Genomic DNA, 16,002 nt, shown 5'->3' on the forward strand with positions numbered 1-16,002 from the left:
GAACCCCATTCCGAAAGAATTGATATGGCTATCGTAGAAGTCAAAGTCCCCCAGCTGTCCGAATCCGTGGCAGAAGCCACCATGCTGACCTGGAAGAAGAAGGCCGGTGATGCCGTGGCCGTGGACGAAATCCTCATCGAGATCGAAACCGACAAGGTGGTGCTGGAAGTGCCCGCACCATCCGCCGGCGTGATCACCGAAATCGTCCAGGGCGACGGCGCCACGGTGGTGGCCGACCAGCTCATCGCCAAGATCGATACCGAAGGCAAGGCCGGTGCTGCTGCACCCGCTGCAGCCCCTGCTGCTGCTGCCGCAGCACCTGCCGCTGCCGTGGCAGCAGCCCCAGCCGCTGCTGGCGGCTCCAAGGGCGACGTGGCGATGCCTGCCGCAGCCAAGCTGCTGGCCGAGAACAACCTGTCCGCATCGGCCGTGGCCGGCACGGGCAAGGATGGCCGCGTGACCAAGGGCGACGTGCTCGGCGCAGTCGCTGGTGGCGCTGGCGGTACCGCCAAGGCTGCCGTGGCAGCCCCCAGCACGATCCCTACCGGCGTGCCCACCAAGGCGCTGCCGCAGGTGTCGGCCCCTGCTCCCAAGGAAGACTTGAGCGGTCGCCCTGAGCAGCGTGTGCCCATGAGCCGCCTGCGCGCCCGTGTGGCCGAGCGTCTGCTGCAATCGCAGTCGACCAACGCCATCCTGACCACGTTCAATGAAGTGAACATGGCCCCCGTGATGGACCTGCGCAAGAAGTTCCAGGACTCCTTCACGAAGGAACACGGCACCAAGCTGGGCTTCATGTCCTTCTTCGTGAAGGCCGCCGTGCACGCCCTCAAGAAGTACCCCGTGCTGAACGCATCGGTGGACGGCAACGACATCGTCTACCACGGTTACTTCGACATCGGTATCGCCGTGGGCTCGCCCCGTGGTCTGGTGGTGCCCATCCTGCGCAATGCAGACCAGATGAGCTTCGCCGACATCGAAAAGAAGATTGCCGAATTCGGCAAGAAGGCTGGCGAAGGCAAGCTGGGCATTGAAGAGATGACCGGTGGCACGTTCTCTATCTCGAACGGCGGCACCTTTGGCTCGATGATGTCCACCCCCATCATCAACCCACCCCAATCCGCCATCCTGGGCGTGCACGCCACCAAGGACCGCGCCATGGTCGAGAACGGCCAGGTCGTGGTGCGCCCGATGAACTATCTGGCCATGTCCTACGACCACCGCATCATCGACGGCCGCGAAGCCGTGCTGGGCTTGGTGGCGATGAAGGACGCCCTGGAAGACCCATCGCGCCTGCTCTTCGATATTTGAGATGCAACCCCCTGAGTCGCTTCGCGCCTTCCCCCTTCTCTCGAATTGCTGCGCAATTCGGGAAGGGGGACACCGCCAGCGCGGCGGGGCGGCCCTTGCGCGGCGGTCGCTGGTAGGGCGCCGTGCGTCTCAGAGGCCGTTGGGAGTGGCGCGTAGCGCCCTTTGAGATGCATCTGATGGACCCACTCGTGCGGCTGGCTTGTGCCAATTCCGCCGGTGGGTTTTTTTCCAATGAACGATTGATTGAGTGAGACCGACATGAGCAAACAATTCGACGTGATCGTCATCGGTGGCGGCCCCGGCGGCTACATCGCCGCCATCCGCGCTGCCCAGCTGGGCTTCAACGTGGCCTGTATCGACGAGTGGAAGAACGAAAAGGGCGGCCCCGCACCGGGCGGCACCTGCACCAACGTGGGCTGCATTCCGTCCAAGGCGCTGCTGCAGTCGTCCGAGCATTTCGAGCACGCCAACAAGCACTTTGCCGAGCACGGCATCACGGCCAGCGACGTCAAGATGGACGTGGCCAAGATGATCGCCCGCAAGGACACCGTCGTGAAGCAGAACAACGACGGCATCCTGTACCTGTTCAAGAAGAACAAGGTCAGCTTCTTCCACGGCCGCGGCTCGTTCGTCAAAGCCGCCGAAGGTGGTTACGAGATCAAGGTGGCAGGCGCCGCTGAAGAGTCCATCACGGGCAAGCAGATCATCATCGCCACCGGCTCCAACGCCCGTGCGCTGCCCGGCACGCCGTTCGATGAAGAGTTCGTGCTGTCCAACGACGGCGCGCTGCGCGTGGGCGCCGTGCCCAAGAAACTCGGCCTCATCGGCTCGGGCGTGATCGGCCTGGAGATGGGTTCGGTGTGGCGTCGCCTGGGTGCTGAAGTGACCATTCTCGAAGGCCTGCCCACGTTCCTGGGTGCGGTGGACGAGCAGATCGCCAAGGAAGCCAAGAAGGCCTTCGACAAGCAGGGCCTGAAGATCGAGCTCGGTGTGAAGGTCGGCGAGATCAAGACCGGCAAGAAGGGCGTCTCCATCGCCTACACCAACGCCAAGGGCGAAGCCCTGTCGCTGGACGTGGACAAGCTCATCGTCTCCATCGGCCGCGTGCCCAATACCATCGGCCTGAATACCGAAGCCGTGGGCCTGGCCCTGGACGAGCGCGGTGCCATCGTCGTCGATGCAGACTGCAAGACCAACCTGCCCGGCGTGTGGGCGGTGGGCGACGTGGTGCGCGGACCGATGCTGGCGCACAAGGCCGAAGAAGAAGGCGTTGCCGTGGCCGAGCGCATTGCCGGCCAACACGGCCATGTCAACTTCAACACCGTGCCCTGGGTCATCTACACCAGCCCCGAGATCGCCTGGGTGGGCCGCACCGAGCAGCAGCTCAAGGCCGACGGCGTCAAGTACAAGGCCGGTACCTTCCCGTTCCTGGCGAACGGCCGCGCACGGGCGCTGGGCGACACGACCGGCATGGTTAAGATGCTGGCCGATGCCGACACCGATGAAATCCTGGGCGTGCACATCGTGGGCCCACAGGCCAGCGAGCTGATCTCCGAAGCCGTGGTGGCCATGGAGTTCAAGGCCAGCAGCGAAGACATCGCACGCATCTGCCACGCACACCCCAGCTTGAGCGAAGCCACCAAGGAAGCGGCTCTGGCCGTGGACAAGCGTACCCTCAACTTCTGATATTTGAATAAAAAACGGCCCTACCGCTTGCCAGGCAAGCGGTAGGCGCTATCAAATTCATAGTATCAGAGTGGTGCCCATCCCGTGACTGTCAAACAGGCTTACCTGGCCGAACTGGCCTCCAAAGGCTACCAAAGCGACCCCGCGCAGTTGCGGGCCGTGGATGCGCTGCAGCGCTGCGCCGACGAATGGGCGCAGTACAAGGAGCGGCGTTCCAATGCGCTCAAGAAGCTCATCAACCGGCCGGACATTCCGCGTGGCGTGTACATGTACGGCGGGGTGGGGCGGGGCAAGAGCTTCCTTATGGAGTGCTTCTTCAACGCCGTGCCCTTGAAGCGCAAGGTGCGCCTGCATTTTCACGAATTCATGCGCGAAGTGCACCGTGAGCTGGTGGGCCTGCAGGGCACGGTGAACCCGCTGGATGTGCTGGGCGAGCGCATCGCCAAGCGCTACAAGCTCATCTGCTTTGATGAGTTCCATGTTGCGGACATCACGGACGCGATGATCCTGCACCGGCTGCTGGTATCGCTGTTCGACAACGGGGTGGGGTTCGTCACCACCTCCAACTTCATGCCCGACGAGCTTTACCCGGGCGGCCTGCACCGCGACCGCATCCTGCCGGCGATTGCGCTGCTGAACGAGCGGCTGGAAGTGGTCAACGTCGACAACGGCACCGACTACCGCCGCCGCACCATGGAGCAGGTCAGGCTCTACCACACGCCCCTCGGGCCCGAGGCCGATGCCGAGATGGGCGAGGCGTTCGACAAGCTGGCCGAAGTGCACGACGAAGACCCGCTGCTGCACATCGAGCAGCGGGAGATCCGCGCCCGGCGCAAGGCGGGCGGTGTGGTCTGGTTCGATTTCAAGACGCTGTGCGGCGGCCCGCGCTCGCAGAACGACTACCTCGAAATCGCCACGCAGTTCCACACCGTGCTGCTCTCGGACGTGCCGTACATGCCCGTGAGCATGGCGTCGCCTGCGCGGCGCTTCACGTGGCTCGTCGACGTGCTGTATGACCGCCGCGTCAAACTCATCCTGTCGGCCGCCGTGCCGCCTGAGCAGCTGTACACCGAAGGGCCGTTGGCGCACGAGTTTCCGCGCACCGTGTCGCGGCTCAACGAGATGCAGTCCAAGGAATTCCTGGCGCTGGAGCGCCGCAACGTGGACACTGGGCTGACATGAAATACCTGGGCCTCTCCCTGGCTGCACTGCTGGCCTGCGCACCCGGCGCCAGCGTGTGGGCGCAATCTGCAGCGGGGACGCCGGCTCCCGCATTGGCACCTGCCGCCGCCGCATCCGCCCCTGCGTCCGCCGAGGGCCAGAGCAGTGCCCATGCCGCGGCTGCCGCACACCGCAAATCCGAGCGCGATCGCATTCGCCACGAGCGTGAAGCGGTGAAAGCCCAGCAGGTGAAGGATGAGGCGGCGTGCTACCAGCGCTTCGCAGCGGAGGACTGCCTGAAGGCCGTGCGGGCGCAGGTGCGCGATGTGGAGACCCGGCTGCGCGCACAGGAAATCGAACTCAACGATGCCGAGCGCAAGGAAAAAGCGGCAGATCGCCGAAAATCCATCGAAGAGAAGCAGCGCCCTGTACCGGCCAACACGCCTGCAGGCGCTGGCCCCGATGCCGTGCTGCGCAAGCCGGCAGCCGACCCGCAAGCCACCAAGGCGCAGCGGGACCATGAGGCAGATGTGCGGGCGCAGCAGCAGCGCAGCAATGTGCAAAAGAACGCCCAGGAACAACAAAGCCGCGCTGCAGAAAACGCTGTGCGCGCATCACAGGCCCGGGCCAAGCATGCCGAGGCGCTGCGCGCGGCCGAAGAGCGCCGTGCGCGTGTCGAAAAGGCCCAAGCGGATGCAGCAGCCCAGGGGCGCAAGCCTGCAGCACCGTTGCCGCCCGTACCTGCTGCTCCGTGAACGGGTCGGACTGCCGGAGTTGGTAGCGATGATGCAGCTGTATGAGCGCTAATGTAGCTGTATGAGAGCTGATGGAGCGTGCGGGGGCTATACCGTGGCCGCGCCTCATCTGATTCGCGCATGGGGCAGAGCGGCAGGTAACGAGGTCGCGACCTTGCCGTGCCCACGCGCCCCTCAGGGGCGGCCTGCCTCGGCCGGGTGGAGGCGCGGCACCTTCTTTTCTTCCACCAACGCTTCCATCTTCACGATCACCAGCGACAGGTTGTCGCCGCCTCCGCGCGCCCGCGAACGGGCCTTCTCGATAAGGAACTCCGTCGCTTCGCGGGGCGAGAGCGAATCGACCACCGACCCGAGTTCCGTGGGCGAGAAGTAGTGCCACACGCCGTCGCTGCAGGCCATCAGCGTATCGCCGGGTTGCAGTTGGGGGATCACGTGGGTGGTGATGGGAGGGTCGCTCTCGGTGCCCAGGCAGCCCACCAGGATGTTCGAGTGGGGGTGGTTGTTGGCTTCGGCCTCGGTGAGTTCACCGCGGTCCACCAGCGCCTGCACATAGGAATGGTCGCTGGTTCGAAACACCATGCGCGCACCCTGAAAGTGGTAAATCCGCGAATCGCCCGCATGCACCCAATGGCAGTCCCCGCGGGGGTTGATGAGGAAGGCCGCGATCGTGCTGTGCGGTTCCTGCTCGGCCGAGATGGCCGTGAGGCGAATGACGATGTGGGCTTCTTCCACCATGCTCTTGAGCATGGACACCGGGTCGTCCGTGTCGGGCGAGTAGCGCTCGAACAACTGGCGCGCGGTCATCATGACCTGGTCGGATGCCTTGCGCCCGCCGCTGCGGCCACCCATGCCGTCGGCGATGACGCCCAGCACGCAGCCGTTGTGCCGTTCGTGCGAGATCAGTGCCACCTGGTCTTGCTGGTACTCCCGGTCGCCCTTGTGGATGCCGGTGGACGCAATGAGGCGAAAGGCTTTGGTCATGCTGTGGATTGTGTGGGCGCGTGCAGGAACGGCCGTCGCAGAGCGTGGGCCAAACGCTTATTATCTGCCCGCCTGTGGCATTTTTGCCAACCCATGGCTGCTTTGCCTTGAATCCTCCATTTTTCACGTTCCGCCGGTGGTTCGCTGACCCTCCGGTGTGTATTCGCTTCGCCGCGTTGTGCGCACTGGCTGAAGCGACAGTGTTCCTCCCCCACCGCCGCCCGCCGCTGAAAGTCGTTGGTCTGCTTGCGTGCGTCCATGCGTTGCCGCGCGTAGCGGTTGGCGATCTGAAGGAGCCTTGCTGATGGCTCTGGCCGACATGGTGCAGGAGGTGTTCGCGCCGTTCGGGGTGCTGGCGCGGGCCGACCCGCATTTTCAGCCCCGCGACGGGCAGACCCGCATGGCAGCCGCCGTGGCGAGGACGATGGAGGAGGGCGGTGCGCTGGTGGTCGAGGCCGGCACGGGGGTGGGCAAGACCTTCGCCTATCTCGTCCCCGCGCTCCTCAGCGGCGAGCGCGTGTTGCTGTCTACCGCCACCAAGGCGCTGCAGGACCAGCTGTTTGCGCGCGACCTTCCGCTGCTGGCCCAGACCCTTGGTTTGCCGGTGCGCATGGCGCTGCTCAAGGGGCGCGGAAGTTATTTGTGCTTGTACCGGATGGAGCAAGCCCGTCACGATGCGCTGGGGCAGGAGCGCGGCGTGGCCCGCGTTCTGGCCAAGGTCGAGGAGTGGTCCCGCAGCACGCGCTCGGGCGACCTGTCCGAACTGACGGGCCTGGACGACCGTTCGCCCGTGATTCCGCTGGTCACCTCCACCCGCGAGAACTGCCTGGGTTCGCAGTGCCCGCGGTTTCGGGAATGCCACGTGCACCTGGCCCGCCGCGAAGCCTTGGCTGCGGACATCGTGGTCATCAACCACCATTTGTTCTTTGCCGACGTAGCGGTGCGCGAGTCCGGTATGGCAGAGCTGCTGCCTTCGGTGCGTGTGGTCGTGTTTGATGAAGCGCATCAGATCAATGAGACAGGCGTTCAGTTTCTCGGGTTGCAGCTCTCCACCGGGCAGATCACGGATTTTGGTCGCGACCTGTTGGCCACGGGCCTGCAGCACGCCCGCGGGCTGGCCGACTGGCAGGGCCTGGCCGCCCATGTGGACCATGCCGCGCGCGATCTGGTTCTGGTCACGGGGGAGTTGCGTGGTGCGCAGCGGCTGCGGTGGACCGACGAGGCGCCCGAAGGTGTGCGCGAGGCGGGCTGGAGCGCCGCGCTGCACCGCGTGGGCCAGGCTTGTGCCGACGCGCAGGAAGCCCTTGACACCGTGAGCGAGATTGCCCCGGATTTTGTGCGCCTGTACGAACGGGGCTCGGAGTTGCTGGCGCGCCTGGCCCGGTTTGCCGGGCCCGCGCAGACCGACGCCGTGCGCTGGGTCGACACAGGCGGCCAATTGCGGCTGATCGAGTCGCCGCTGGACATTGCCGAGGCCATGCGCACGCGGCTGCTGGCGGCGCCGAAAGAGGAATCGGACCCTGATGGATGGCCGGTACCGGCCGAAGAAGCCGGCCCGGGCAGGGCGTGGATCTTTACCTCGGCCACACTGGGCGACGATGACTTACTCACCTGGTTCACTGAGCGTGCAGGTCTGCAGGACGCGACCATCCTGCGGGTGGCCAGTCCGTTCGACTACGCGGTGCAGGCGGCGCTGTATGTGCCGCGGCATCTACCGTCCCCGGCGGACCCGGCCCACAGTGGCGCCTTGGCACGCTGGGTGGGCGACGCAGCGGAGGTATTGGGCGGCCGCACCCTGGTGCTCACCACCACGCTCAAGGCGCTGCGCACCATCGGCGATGCGCTGACCGCAAGGTGGGGTGCCACCGGCGCGCTGGAGGTGCTGGTGCAGGGCAACGGGCCCAAGCGCCGCCTGATGGAGCGCTTTCGCGAGGGATCGGACCATGGCCAGCCCGGCTGCATCCTGGTGGCGTCCGCCACGTTCTGGGAGGGGTTCGACGTGCCCGGCGACGCCTTGCAGCTGGTGGTCATCGATAAACTGCCGTTTCCGCCCCCCGGGGACCCTTTGGTCGAGGCGCGCACCCAGCGCATCGAAAAATCCGGCGGCAAGGCCTTCAAGGCCTATGCGCTGCCGGAGGCCGCGGTCGCCCTCAAGCAGGGCGCTGGCCGGTTGATTCGGCGTGAGACCGATCGGGGCATTCTGGTGGTGGGCGACACACGCCTGGTCACCATGGGCTATGGCAAGCGATTGCTGGCTGCGCTGCCACCCATGCGGCGGCTGGAATCGGACCAGGAATTCAATGAAGCGCTGGTCGCGCTTACCAGACCTTCCACCACGGATCCGACTTGCCCTTGACATCACCGCGCAGATAAGCGCTCTGCGGGTACGAGGTGTCCATCACCCGGCGTGCATCGTCGCGCAGCTGGGTCATGCCCAGTGCGTCGTACGACTGGATGAGGATGTACAGCGCTTCTTCGAGGGCCGGCACGCCCTGGTAGTCGGCCAGGGCCACTTGTGCCCGGCTGATGGCAGCCACATAGGCGCCGCGCTGGAAGTAGTAGCGTGCCACGTGCACTTCGTACTGGGCCAGAGAGTTCACGATGTAGGTCATGCGCTGGCGTGCGTCCTGCGCGTAACGCGAATCAGGGAACCGCGTGGCCAATTCGCTGAACGACTCGAACGAATCCTTGGCGGCCTTCTGGTCGCGCTCGGACAGGTCCTGGCGCGAGATGAACGAGAACAGGCCCAGGTTGTCGTTGAAGTTGACCAGCCCCTTCAGGTACAGCGCGTAGTCGAGGGCCGGGCTGGCTGGATGCAGCTTCATGAAGCGGTCCAGCGTGGCAATGGCCTGGGCTTTTTCGCCGGCCTTGTAGTGCGCGTAGGCCTTGTCCAGCTGGGCCTGCTGCGCCAGCGGCGTACCCGCAGCGCGGCCTTCGAGCTTTTCGAGCAGCGGGATCGCCTTGTCGTAGGCGCCGCTGTTCATTTCATCCTTGGCTTCCGAATGGATGCGGTTGGGGCTCCAGCCGGCCGTCTTGTCGTCGGTGGTGGTGGAGCAGGCTGCCAGCAGACCAGCGACCAGCAAGGCGGAGACAAGGGGCAGTGGAGCACGCAGCATCGAAAGAGGCTTTCAGCAAAAAAGAAACAGAGTGTGCCTGGCTGGCCAGAGCGCTGGCCGCTGTCGCGGCGAGGACTGCCCTGTGCCAGCCGGTCTCGATCCGGCCTGGGGCCTGGGAGGCAAAAGGGCATTGTACTGGGCGCGGCACCACCCCCAGATGCGTGGGTATCGCGAGTTTTCTGCCGGGCAGGCCGCCGGACTTTTTACAATGGCCCCCTATGTTTGTTCACCTGCGCCTGCACACCGAGTTTTCCGTCGTTGACGGTACCAACCGAATCGATGAGGTGGCCAAGGCTGCCGCCAAGGACGGCCAGCCCGCTCTGGCCATCACCGACCTCAACAACCTTTTCGGCGCCATCAAGTTTTACAAGGAAGCGCGTGGTAAAGGTGTCAAGCCGCTGATCGGGGCCGAAGTCAACGTCGCCTCGGAGTCCGGCCCTCCGGCGCGCATCGTGCTGCTGGTGCAGAACAAGCAGGGCTACCTGAATCTGTGCGAACTGCTGGCGCGCGCCTGGACGCGCAACATCGTCAAGAACGTGCCCGTGTGCACCTGGGACTGGCTGCGTGAACTGGGCGAGGGCCTGATTGCCTTGGCGGGGGCGCAGGCCGGGCCGGTGGGCCAGGCGCTGATGAAGGGGGACGACGCCGGGGCCGCCAACTTGGCGCTGGAACTGGCGGGTATCTTTCCCCACCGCTTCTACATGGAGATCCAGCGCGCCGGCCGTGCGGACGACGAGGCCCATGTCATAGCCGCCGTGCAACTGGCTGCACGGCTGAGCCTGCCCGTGGTGGCCACGCACCCGGTGCAGTTCGCGACGGCCGAGGATTACGAGGCCCACGAAGCGCGCATCTGCATTGCCGAAGGCGAGATCCTGGCCAACCAGCGCCGGGTGCGCAAGTTCACGCGCGAGCAGTATTTCAAGTCCAGTGCCGAGATGCAGGTGTTGTTCGCCGATGTGCCCACGGCCATCACCAACACCCTGGAAGTGGCCAAGCGCTGCAACCTGACGCTGGTGCTGGGCAAGCCGCAACTGCCCGATTTTCCGACGCCCAACGGCATGCCGGCCGACGAATACTTTCGGTTTGCGTCGTTCGAAGGGTTGGAAGCGCGCTTGAAGCACCTCTTCCCCGACGAGGCCAAGCGCGACAAGGAGCGCCCGCGCTATGTGGAGCGCCTGGAGTTCGAGCTTGGCACCATCCTCAAGATGGGTTTCCCGGGCTACTTCCTCATCGTGGGGGACTTCATCCAGTGGGCCAAGGCCAACGGTTGCCCAGTGGGGCCGGGTCGTGGTTCGGGTGCGGGCTCGCTGGTGGCCTATGCGCTCAAGATCACCGACCTGGACCCGCTGGAATACAACCTGCTGTTCGAACGCTTCCTGAACCCTGAGCGGGTGTCCATGCCCGACTTCGACATCGACTTTTGCCAGTCCAACCGCGACCGCGTGATCGACTACGTGAAGGACAAGTACGGCAAGAACGCCGTGAGCCAGATCGCCACCTTCGGCACCATGGCGGCCAAGGCGGCCATCCGCGACGTGGGCCGTGTGATGGACATGAGCTACATGTTCTGCGACGGCATCTCCAAGCTCGTGCCCGGCAAGCCCGGCATGTCGTACACCCTGGCGTACCCGCCTGAGGTGAAGAAGGAGGGCGACAAGAACAACTACGCGCTCGAGCTCGAGCCCATGCTCTACGAGCGCCTGCGCAAGGAAGAAGACGTCAAGACCATTATCGAGATGGCGCAAAAGCTGGAAGGCATGACCCGCAACATCGGCATGCATGCCGGGGGCGTGCTGATCGCGCCGGGCAAGCTCACCGATTTTTGCCCGCTGTATCAGCAGCCCGGCAGCGAGTCGGCCGTGAGTCAGTACGACAAGGACGACGTGGAAGCCATCGGCCTGGTGAAGTTCGACTTCTTGGGCTTGGCCACGCTCACCATCCTGGAGATTGCGCGCGAGTTCATCATGAAGCGCCACAAGGGCCAGGAGAACTTTGCGTACGAGAACATTCCGCTGGACGACGGACCGACCTACCGGCTGTTCTCCGAGGGCAAGACCGAGGCCGTGTTCCAGTTTGAAAGCCGCGGCATGCAGGGCATGCTGAAAGAGGCGCGCCCCAGCCGCCTGGAAGATCTGATCGCGCTGAATGCGCTGTACCGCCCCGGTCCCATGGACCTGATCCCCAGCTTCGTGAACCGAAAGCACGGCAAGGAGGTCGTCGAGTATCCGCACCCCGCCGTGGCCGACATGCTCAGCGAGACCTACGGCATCATGGTCTACCAGGAGCAGGTGATGCAGACCGCGCAGATCCTGGGCGGGTACAGCCTGGGCGGCGCCGACCTGCTGCGCCGCGCCATGGGCAAGAAGAAGGCCGAAGAAATGGCCGAGCACCGCGAGAAGTTCCGCGCCGGTGCCCTGGCCACCCACGGCATCGACCAAGCCAAGGCCGACGAAGTGTTCGACCTGATGGAGAAGTTTGCGGGCTACGGCTTCAACAAGTCGCACGCCGCCGCGTATTCCCTGCTGGCGTACCACACCGGCTGGCTCAAGGTGCACTTCACCGCCGAGTTCTTCTGCGCCAACATGACGGTGGAAATGGACGACACCGACAAGCTCAAGGTGCTGTTCGAGGATGCGGTGAAGCACTTCGGCATCACCTTCGAACCGCCGGACGTGAACCGTGGCAAGTACCGCTTCGAGCCTGTGACCGACAAGATCATCCGCTACGGCCTGGGCGCGGTGAAAGGCACGGGCCAGCAGGCCGTCGAGGCGATCGTGGCGGCGCGTGAAGGCCGGGGCGAAGGGCCGAACGGCTCCACCACCGGGCCGTTCAAGAGCCTGTTCGATTTCTGCCTGCGCGTGGACAAGGCGCGCATGAACAAGCGTTCGGTGGAGGCGTTGATCAAGGCTGGCGCGTTCGACTCGATCAACATGAACCGCGCCGCGATGGTCGCCTCCATCGACCGGGCCTTCGACTTTGCTGCTGCCACGTTGGCCAACGTGAACCAGGGCGGGTTGTTTGACATGATGGGCGACGACGCGCACGGCTCCAGCACGCAGGAGCCCGAACTTGTCGACGCGCTGCCCTGGGGCATCAAGGAACGGCTCACGCTCGAGAAGACCGCGGTGGGCTTCTACCTGTCGGGCCACCTGTTCGACGAGGTCGCCACCGAGGTGCGGCGCTTCGTTCGCACGTCCATCGAAGAATTGCTCGACAGCCGCGAGTCCCAGGTGCTCGCCGGCATCATCAGCGACTTTCGCGTCATCAACGGGCAGCGCGGCAAGCTGGCGTTGTTCAAGCTTGACGACAAGTCCGCCGTCATCGAGGCATCGGCCGACGAGGCGCTGCTCAATACCTACCGCAACCAGCTCAAGGAAGACGAGTTCGTGGTCATGATGGGCCGCTTGCAGCTCGATCATTTCAGCGGCGGGCTGCGGGTGAAGGTCCAGCAGGTGTGGGACCTGGCCGGGGCGCGTTGCCGTTTTGGCAAATACCTGCATGTGCAGGTAGGCGACAAGGGGCCGGACGTGCCGCGCCTGGTGCGCGAGTTTCCGCCGCGCCGCGAGGAAATACCCGAGGGCGACTCGCTGGTGCACGGCCTCAAGGTGCGCATGGGCGTACGCTGCGCCGCCGAGGGGGCTGCTGCCGTGGCGGAACTGCAACTCGGTGAAAACGCGCGTTTCTACCCCACCGACGCCGCGCTGGCCGCCTGGACGGCCCAGGTGGGCACCGGTTCGGCGACCGTGGTGTACGACCACGGGTAAGGCGATGGGGCATGACCTTGAAAAAAACAGGATCAACGCCAGATTTCTCTCGCGGCAGCAGGCCGCGCGGATGGCTAGAATGATTTTCATGGCAACTAAACCACCTTCACCCCCCACCGCGCCGCCCGTCATACGGCCAGCGCGGGATGATGGCGGTTCGGTCGTGCTCGAAAGACGCACCCAAAAGACCCAGCCGCCGCAGATGTACCAGGTGGTCATGCTCAATGACGACTACACCCCCATGGAGTTCGTCATCGTGGTTCTGCAGGAGTTCTTCAGCAAGGACCGTGAACAAGCGACCCAGATCATGTTGAAAATTCATCTCGATGGCAAAGGCGTCTGCGGGGTGTATTCCCGCGACGTGGCAGCCACCAAGGTGGAACAAGTGCTTGACGCCGCCCTCAAGGCGGGCCACCCACTGCAATGTGTCAGTGAGCCTGTTGAATAACAGGTCTTTTGTCCCGATCTAAAGTTATCCCTTCCACGCAAGCACAAAGGAGTTCACATGATTGCCCAGGAACTGGAAGTCAGCTTGCACATGGCCTTTGTTGAGGCCCGCCAGCAACGCCACGAATTCATTACCGTGGAGCATCTGCTGCTGGCACTGCTCGATAACCCCAGCGCAGCGGAAGTGCTGCGCGCATGTTCGGCCAACATCGATGATTTGCGCTCATCGCTGTCGAACTTCATTAAAGACAACACGCCCCAGGTGGCAGGCACTGATGAGGTGGACACGCAACCCACGCTGGGCTTCCAGCGTGTGATCCAGCGCGCCATCATGCACGTGCAGTCCACGGGCAACGGCAAGAAGGAAGTCACCGGCGCCAACGTGCTGGTGGCCATCTTCGGAGAGAAGGATTCGCACGCCGTGTACTACCTGCACCAGCAGGGTGTGACGCGCCTGGACGTGGTGAACTTCATCGCCCACGGCATCAAGAAGGGCGAGCCGCCAGAACCCGCCAAGGCCGAAAACCAGGCTGAAGGCGAAGAGGGCGGTGGCGGCGAGCGCAGCGAAAAGGCGTCGCCCCTGGAGCAGTTCACCCAGAACCTGAACCAGGCCGCCAAGGAAGGCAAGATCGATCCGCTGATCGGCCGCCACTACGAGGTCGAGCGCACGATCCAGATCCTGTGCCGCCGCCGCAAGAACAACCCGCTGCTGGTGGGTGAAGCCGGCGTGGGCAAGACGGCGATTGCCGAGGGCCTGGCCTGGCGCATCACGCAAAACGACGTGCCGGAAATCCTGGCCGAGGCCGTGGTGTATTCGCTCGACATGGGCGCACTGCTGGCGGGCACCAAGTACCGCGGCGACTTCGAGCAGCGTCTGAAGGGCGTGCTCAAGTCGCTCAAGGACAAGCCCAACGCCATCCTGTTCATCGACGAGATCCATACCCTGATCGGTGCGGGTGCAGCCTCTGGCGGCACGCTCGATGCATCCAACCTGCTCAAGCCGGCGCTGTCCAGCGGCCAGCTCAAGTGCATCGGCGCGACCACTTTCACGGAATACCGTGGCATCTTCGAAAAAGACGCCGCGCTGTCGCGCCGTTTCCAGAAGGTGGACGTGGTCGAGCCCACGGTGCAGGAAACCATCGACATCCTGAAGGGCCTTAAGTCGCGCTTCGAAGAGCACCACAGCGTGAAGTACGCTGCGGCCGCCCTGCAAGCCGCGGCCGAGTTGAGCGCCAAGTACATCAATGACCGCCATCTGCCCGACAAGGCGATCGACGTCATCGATGAAGCCGGTGCTGCCCAGCGCATCATGGTGCCGAGCAAGCGCAAGAAGACCATCGGCAAGGCCGAGATCGAAGAGATCGTGGCCAAGATCGCGCGCATTCCGCCGGCCAATGTCTCCAACGACGACCGCGGGAAGCTGCAGACGCTGGAGCGTGACCTCAAGAGCGTGGTGTTCGGCCAGGACAAGGCACTCGAAGTGCTGGCGTCGTCCGTCAAGATGGCGCGCTCGGGCCTGGGCAAGGGCGACAAGCCGATCGGCTCGTTCCTGTTCAGCGGCCCCACGGGCGTCGGCAAGACCGAAGCGGCCAAGCAGCTCGCCTACATCATGGGCATCGAGCTGATCCGCTTCGACATGTCGGAGTACATGGAGCGCCATGCCGTGAGCCGCCTGATCGGCGCGCCTCCGGGCTACGTCGGGTTCGACCAGGGTGGCCTGCTGACCGAAGCCATCACGAAGAAGCCGCACGCGGTGCTGCTGCTCGACGAAATCGAGAAGGCGCACCCGGACATCTTCAACGTGCTGCTGCAGGTCATGGACCATGGGACGCTGACGGACAACAACGGCCGCAAGGCCGACTTCCGCAACGTGCTCATCATCATGACCACGAACGCTGGCGCCGAGACCATGAACAAGGCGACCATTGGCTTCACCAACCCGCGGCAGGCGGGCGACGAAATGGGCGACATCAAGCGCCTGTTCACGCCCGAGTTCCGCAACCGGTTGGACGCCATCGTCAACTTCAAGGCGCTTGACGAGCAGATCATCCTGCGCGTGGTGGACAAGTTCCTGCTGCAACTGGAAACGCAACTGGCCGAGAAGAAGGTGGAAGTCACCTTCACCGACACGCTGCGAAAGCACCTGGCCAAGAAGGGCTTCGATCCGCTGATGGGCGCGCGTCCGATGCAGCGCCTGATCCAGGACACCATCCGCCGCGCGCTGGCCGACGAACTGCTGTTCGGCCGCCTCACGGACGGTGGACGCCTGACGGTCGACATCGAGGTGAAGACCGACGACAAGGGCGTGGAAACTCCCGAGGTGCTGTTGGATATCCAGCCGGTGACCAAGAAGGAACGTTCGGCCAAGTCCGAGCCGACCGAGCCGGAAGAGGCGACGGCCGACTGAGGAGGCGGCGGCCAGGTGACCCTTTAATGATGGGTAACTTGGTAGTCACCTGATCATCCGGACAGGCTTCCAGAGCGGACCCTGCAGAGCCACACATGGCATCGGCGGCCCGTCAAGCCGCTCGGTACGTCTTTCGATCAAGCCAGCCATCATCGAGATGGCTGGCTTTTTCTTTGGGGGGAGGTGGGGCGATGGCAGTGTTTGCACACACGCGCGTCTGTCAGCCGTCGGCTCTACTGCGCGCAAGACATTCCATGCGGAGACCTTGAGGCAAAAGCTCAAATTGCAGAAAACCGCCCTGGGCGGGCAGAGTCGGGCTTTAAGCCACAGCACAAGCTGCTATGTTCAACACACGCATCGCTGGAGGTCATTCACTG

The 16,002-nt window shown here is 64.3% G+C and carries 10 protein-coding genes; 8 read left to right on the forward strand and 2 right to left on the reverse strand.

Annotated features, from left to right (window positions below):
- Positions 1 to 24: 24 nt before the first annotated feature.
- The 4 genes from odhB to ASF16_RS09110 all read left to right on the forward strand — a co-directional run bounded on the left by odhB (position 25) and on the right by ASF16_RS09110 (position 4,910).
- On the forward strand, positions 25 to 1,308 hold the full coding sequence (odhB, locus tag ASF16_RS09095) for a 2-oxoglutarate dehydrogenase complex dihydrolipoyllysine-residue succinyltransferase (RefSeq protein WP_056165505.1): 1,284 nt from the start codon (positions 25 to 27) through the stop codon (positions 1,306 to 1,308).
- Between the two features lie 258 nt (positions 1,309 to 1,566).
- Entirely contained in the window at positions 1,567 to 2,994 is a 1,428-nt protein-coding gene (gene lpdA / locus ASF16_RS09100; RefSeq protein ID WP_056165507.1) for a dihydrolipoyl dehydrogenase, read from the forward strand.
- A gap of 84 nt (positions 2,995 to 3,078) precedes the next feature.
- Complete coding sequence (gene zapE, locus ASF16_RS09105; RefSeq protein ID WP_056165510.1) at positions 3,079 to 4,176, forward strand: cell division protein ZapE; 1,098 nt, start codon at positions 3,079 to 3,081, stop codon at positions 4,174 to 4,176.
- Positions 4,173 to 4,910, forward strand: a complete 738-nt coding sequence (locus ASF16_RS09110) for a hypothetical protein (RefSeq protein WP_056165513.1) — start codon at positions 4,173 to 4,175, stop codon at positions 4,908 to 4,910. Before zapE ends, ASF16_RS09110 begins: the two co-directional genes overlap by 4 nt.
- 174 nt (positions 4,911 to 5,084) lie before the next feature.
- On the opposite strand, the gene ASF16_RS09115 is transcribed toward ASF16_RS09110, so the two are convergent.
- Positions 5,085 to 5,891 (reverse strand): PP2C family serine/threonine-protein phosphatase, encoded by an 807-nt coding sequence (locus ASF16_RS09115; RefSeq protein WP_056165515.1) that lies wholly within the window; start codon positions 5,889 to 5,891, stop codon positions 5,085 to 5,087.
- 304 nt (positions 5,892 to 6,195) lie between these two features.
- Between ASF16_RS09115 and ASF16_RS09120 the strand changes: the two genes are divergently transcribed.
- Complete coding sequence (locus tag ASF16_RS09120; RefSeq protein ID WP_056165517.1) at positions 6,196 to 8,247, forward strand: ATP-dependent DNA helicase; 2,052 nt, start codon at positions 6,196 to 6,198, stop codon at positions 8,245 to 8,247.
- Here ASF16_RS09120 and ASF16_RS09125 read toward each other — a convergent pair.
- Positions 8,210 to 9,007, reverse strand: a complete 798-nt coding sequence (locus tag ASF16_RS09125) for an outer membrane protein assembly factor BamD (RefSeq protein ID WP_056165519.1) — start codon at positions 9,005 to 9,007, stop codon at positions 8,210 to 8,212. The two genes, ASF16_RS09120 and ASF16_RS09125, sit on opposite strands and share 38 nt — an antisense overlap.
- Positions 9,008 to 9,225: 218 nt before the next feature.
- Here ASF16_RS09125 and dnaE point away from each other — a divergent pair, with 218 nt between their 5' ends.
- The 3 genes from dnaE (at position 9,226) to clpA (ending at position 15,625) form a co-directional block, all read left to right on the forward strand.
- A complete protein-coding gene (gene dnaE, locus ASF16_RS09130; protein WP_056165521.1) occupies positions 9,226 to 12,771 on the forward strand; it encodes a DNA polymerase III subunit alpha in 3,546 nt (1,181 codons plus the stop codon).
- A gap of 79 nt (positions 12,772 to 12,850) precedes the next feature.
- Complete coding sequence (clpS, locus tag ASF16_RS09135; RefSeq protein ID WP_056166438.1) at positions 12,851 to 13,219, forward strand: ATP-dependent Clp protease adapter ClpS; 369 nt, start codon at positions 12,851 to 12,853, stop codon at positions 13,217 to 13,219.
- 57 nt (positions 13,220 to 13,276) lie between these two features.
- Positions 13,277 to 15,625, forward strand: coding sequence for an ATP-dependent Clp protease ATP-binding subunit ClpA (clpA, locus tag ASF16_RS09140; RefSeq protein WP_056165524.1), 2,349 nt, complete (start codon positions 13,277 to 13,279; stop codon positions 15,623 to 15,625).
- Positions 15,626 to 16,002 lie beyond the last annotated feature (377 nt).

The organism is Acidovorax sp. Leaf78 (genome assembly GCF_001422735.1).
Classification (GTDB): Bacteria; Pseudomonadota; Gammaproteobacteria; order Burkholderiales; family Burkholderiaceae_C; genus Acidovorax.

Coding starts and splice junctions, on each gene's coding strand:
- ASF16_RS09115 (WP_056165515.1), bottom strand. CDS start 5,891: ATGACCAAAGCCTTTCGCCTCATTGCGTCCACCGGCATCCACAAGGGC.
- ASF16_RS09125 (WP_056165519.1), bottom strand. CDS start 9,007: ATGCTGCGTGCTCCACTGCCCCTTGTCTCCGCCTTGCTGGTCGCTGGT.
- ASF16_RS09120 (WP_056165517.1), top strand. CDS start 6,196: ATGGCTCTGGCCGACATGGTGCAGGAGGTGTTCGCGCCGTTCGGGGTG.
- clpS (WP_056166438.1), top strand. CDS start 12,851: ATGATTTTCATGGCAACTAAACCACCTTCACCCCCCACCGCGCCGCCC.
- ASF16_RS09110 (WP_056165513.1), top strand. CDS start 4,173: ATGAAATACCTGGGCCTCTCCCTGGCTGCACTGCTGGCCTGCGCACCC.
- lpdA (WP_056165507.1), top strand. CDS start 1,567: ATGAGCAAACAATTCGACGTGATCGTCATCGGTGGCGGCCCCGGCGGC.
- dnaE (WP_056165521.1), top strand. CDS start 9,226: ATGTTTGTTCACCTGCGCCTGCACACCGAGTTTTCCGTCGTTGACGGT.
- clpA (WP_056165524.1), top strand. CDS start 13,277: ATGATTGCCCAGGAACTGGAAGTCAGCTTGCACATGGCCTTTGTTGAG.
- odhB (WP_056165505.1), top strand. CDS start 25: ATGGCTATCGTAGAAGTCAAAGTCCCCCAGCTGTCCGAATCCGTGGCA.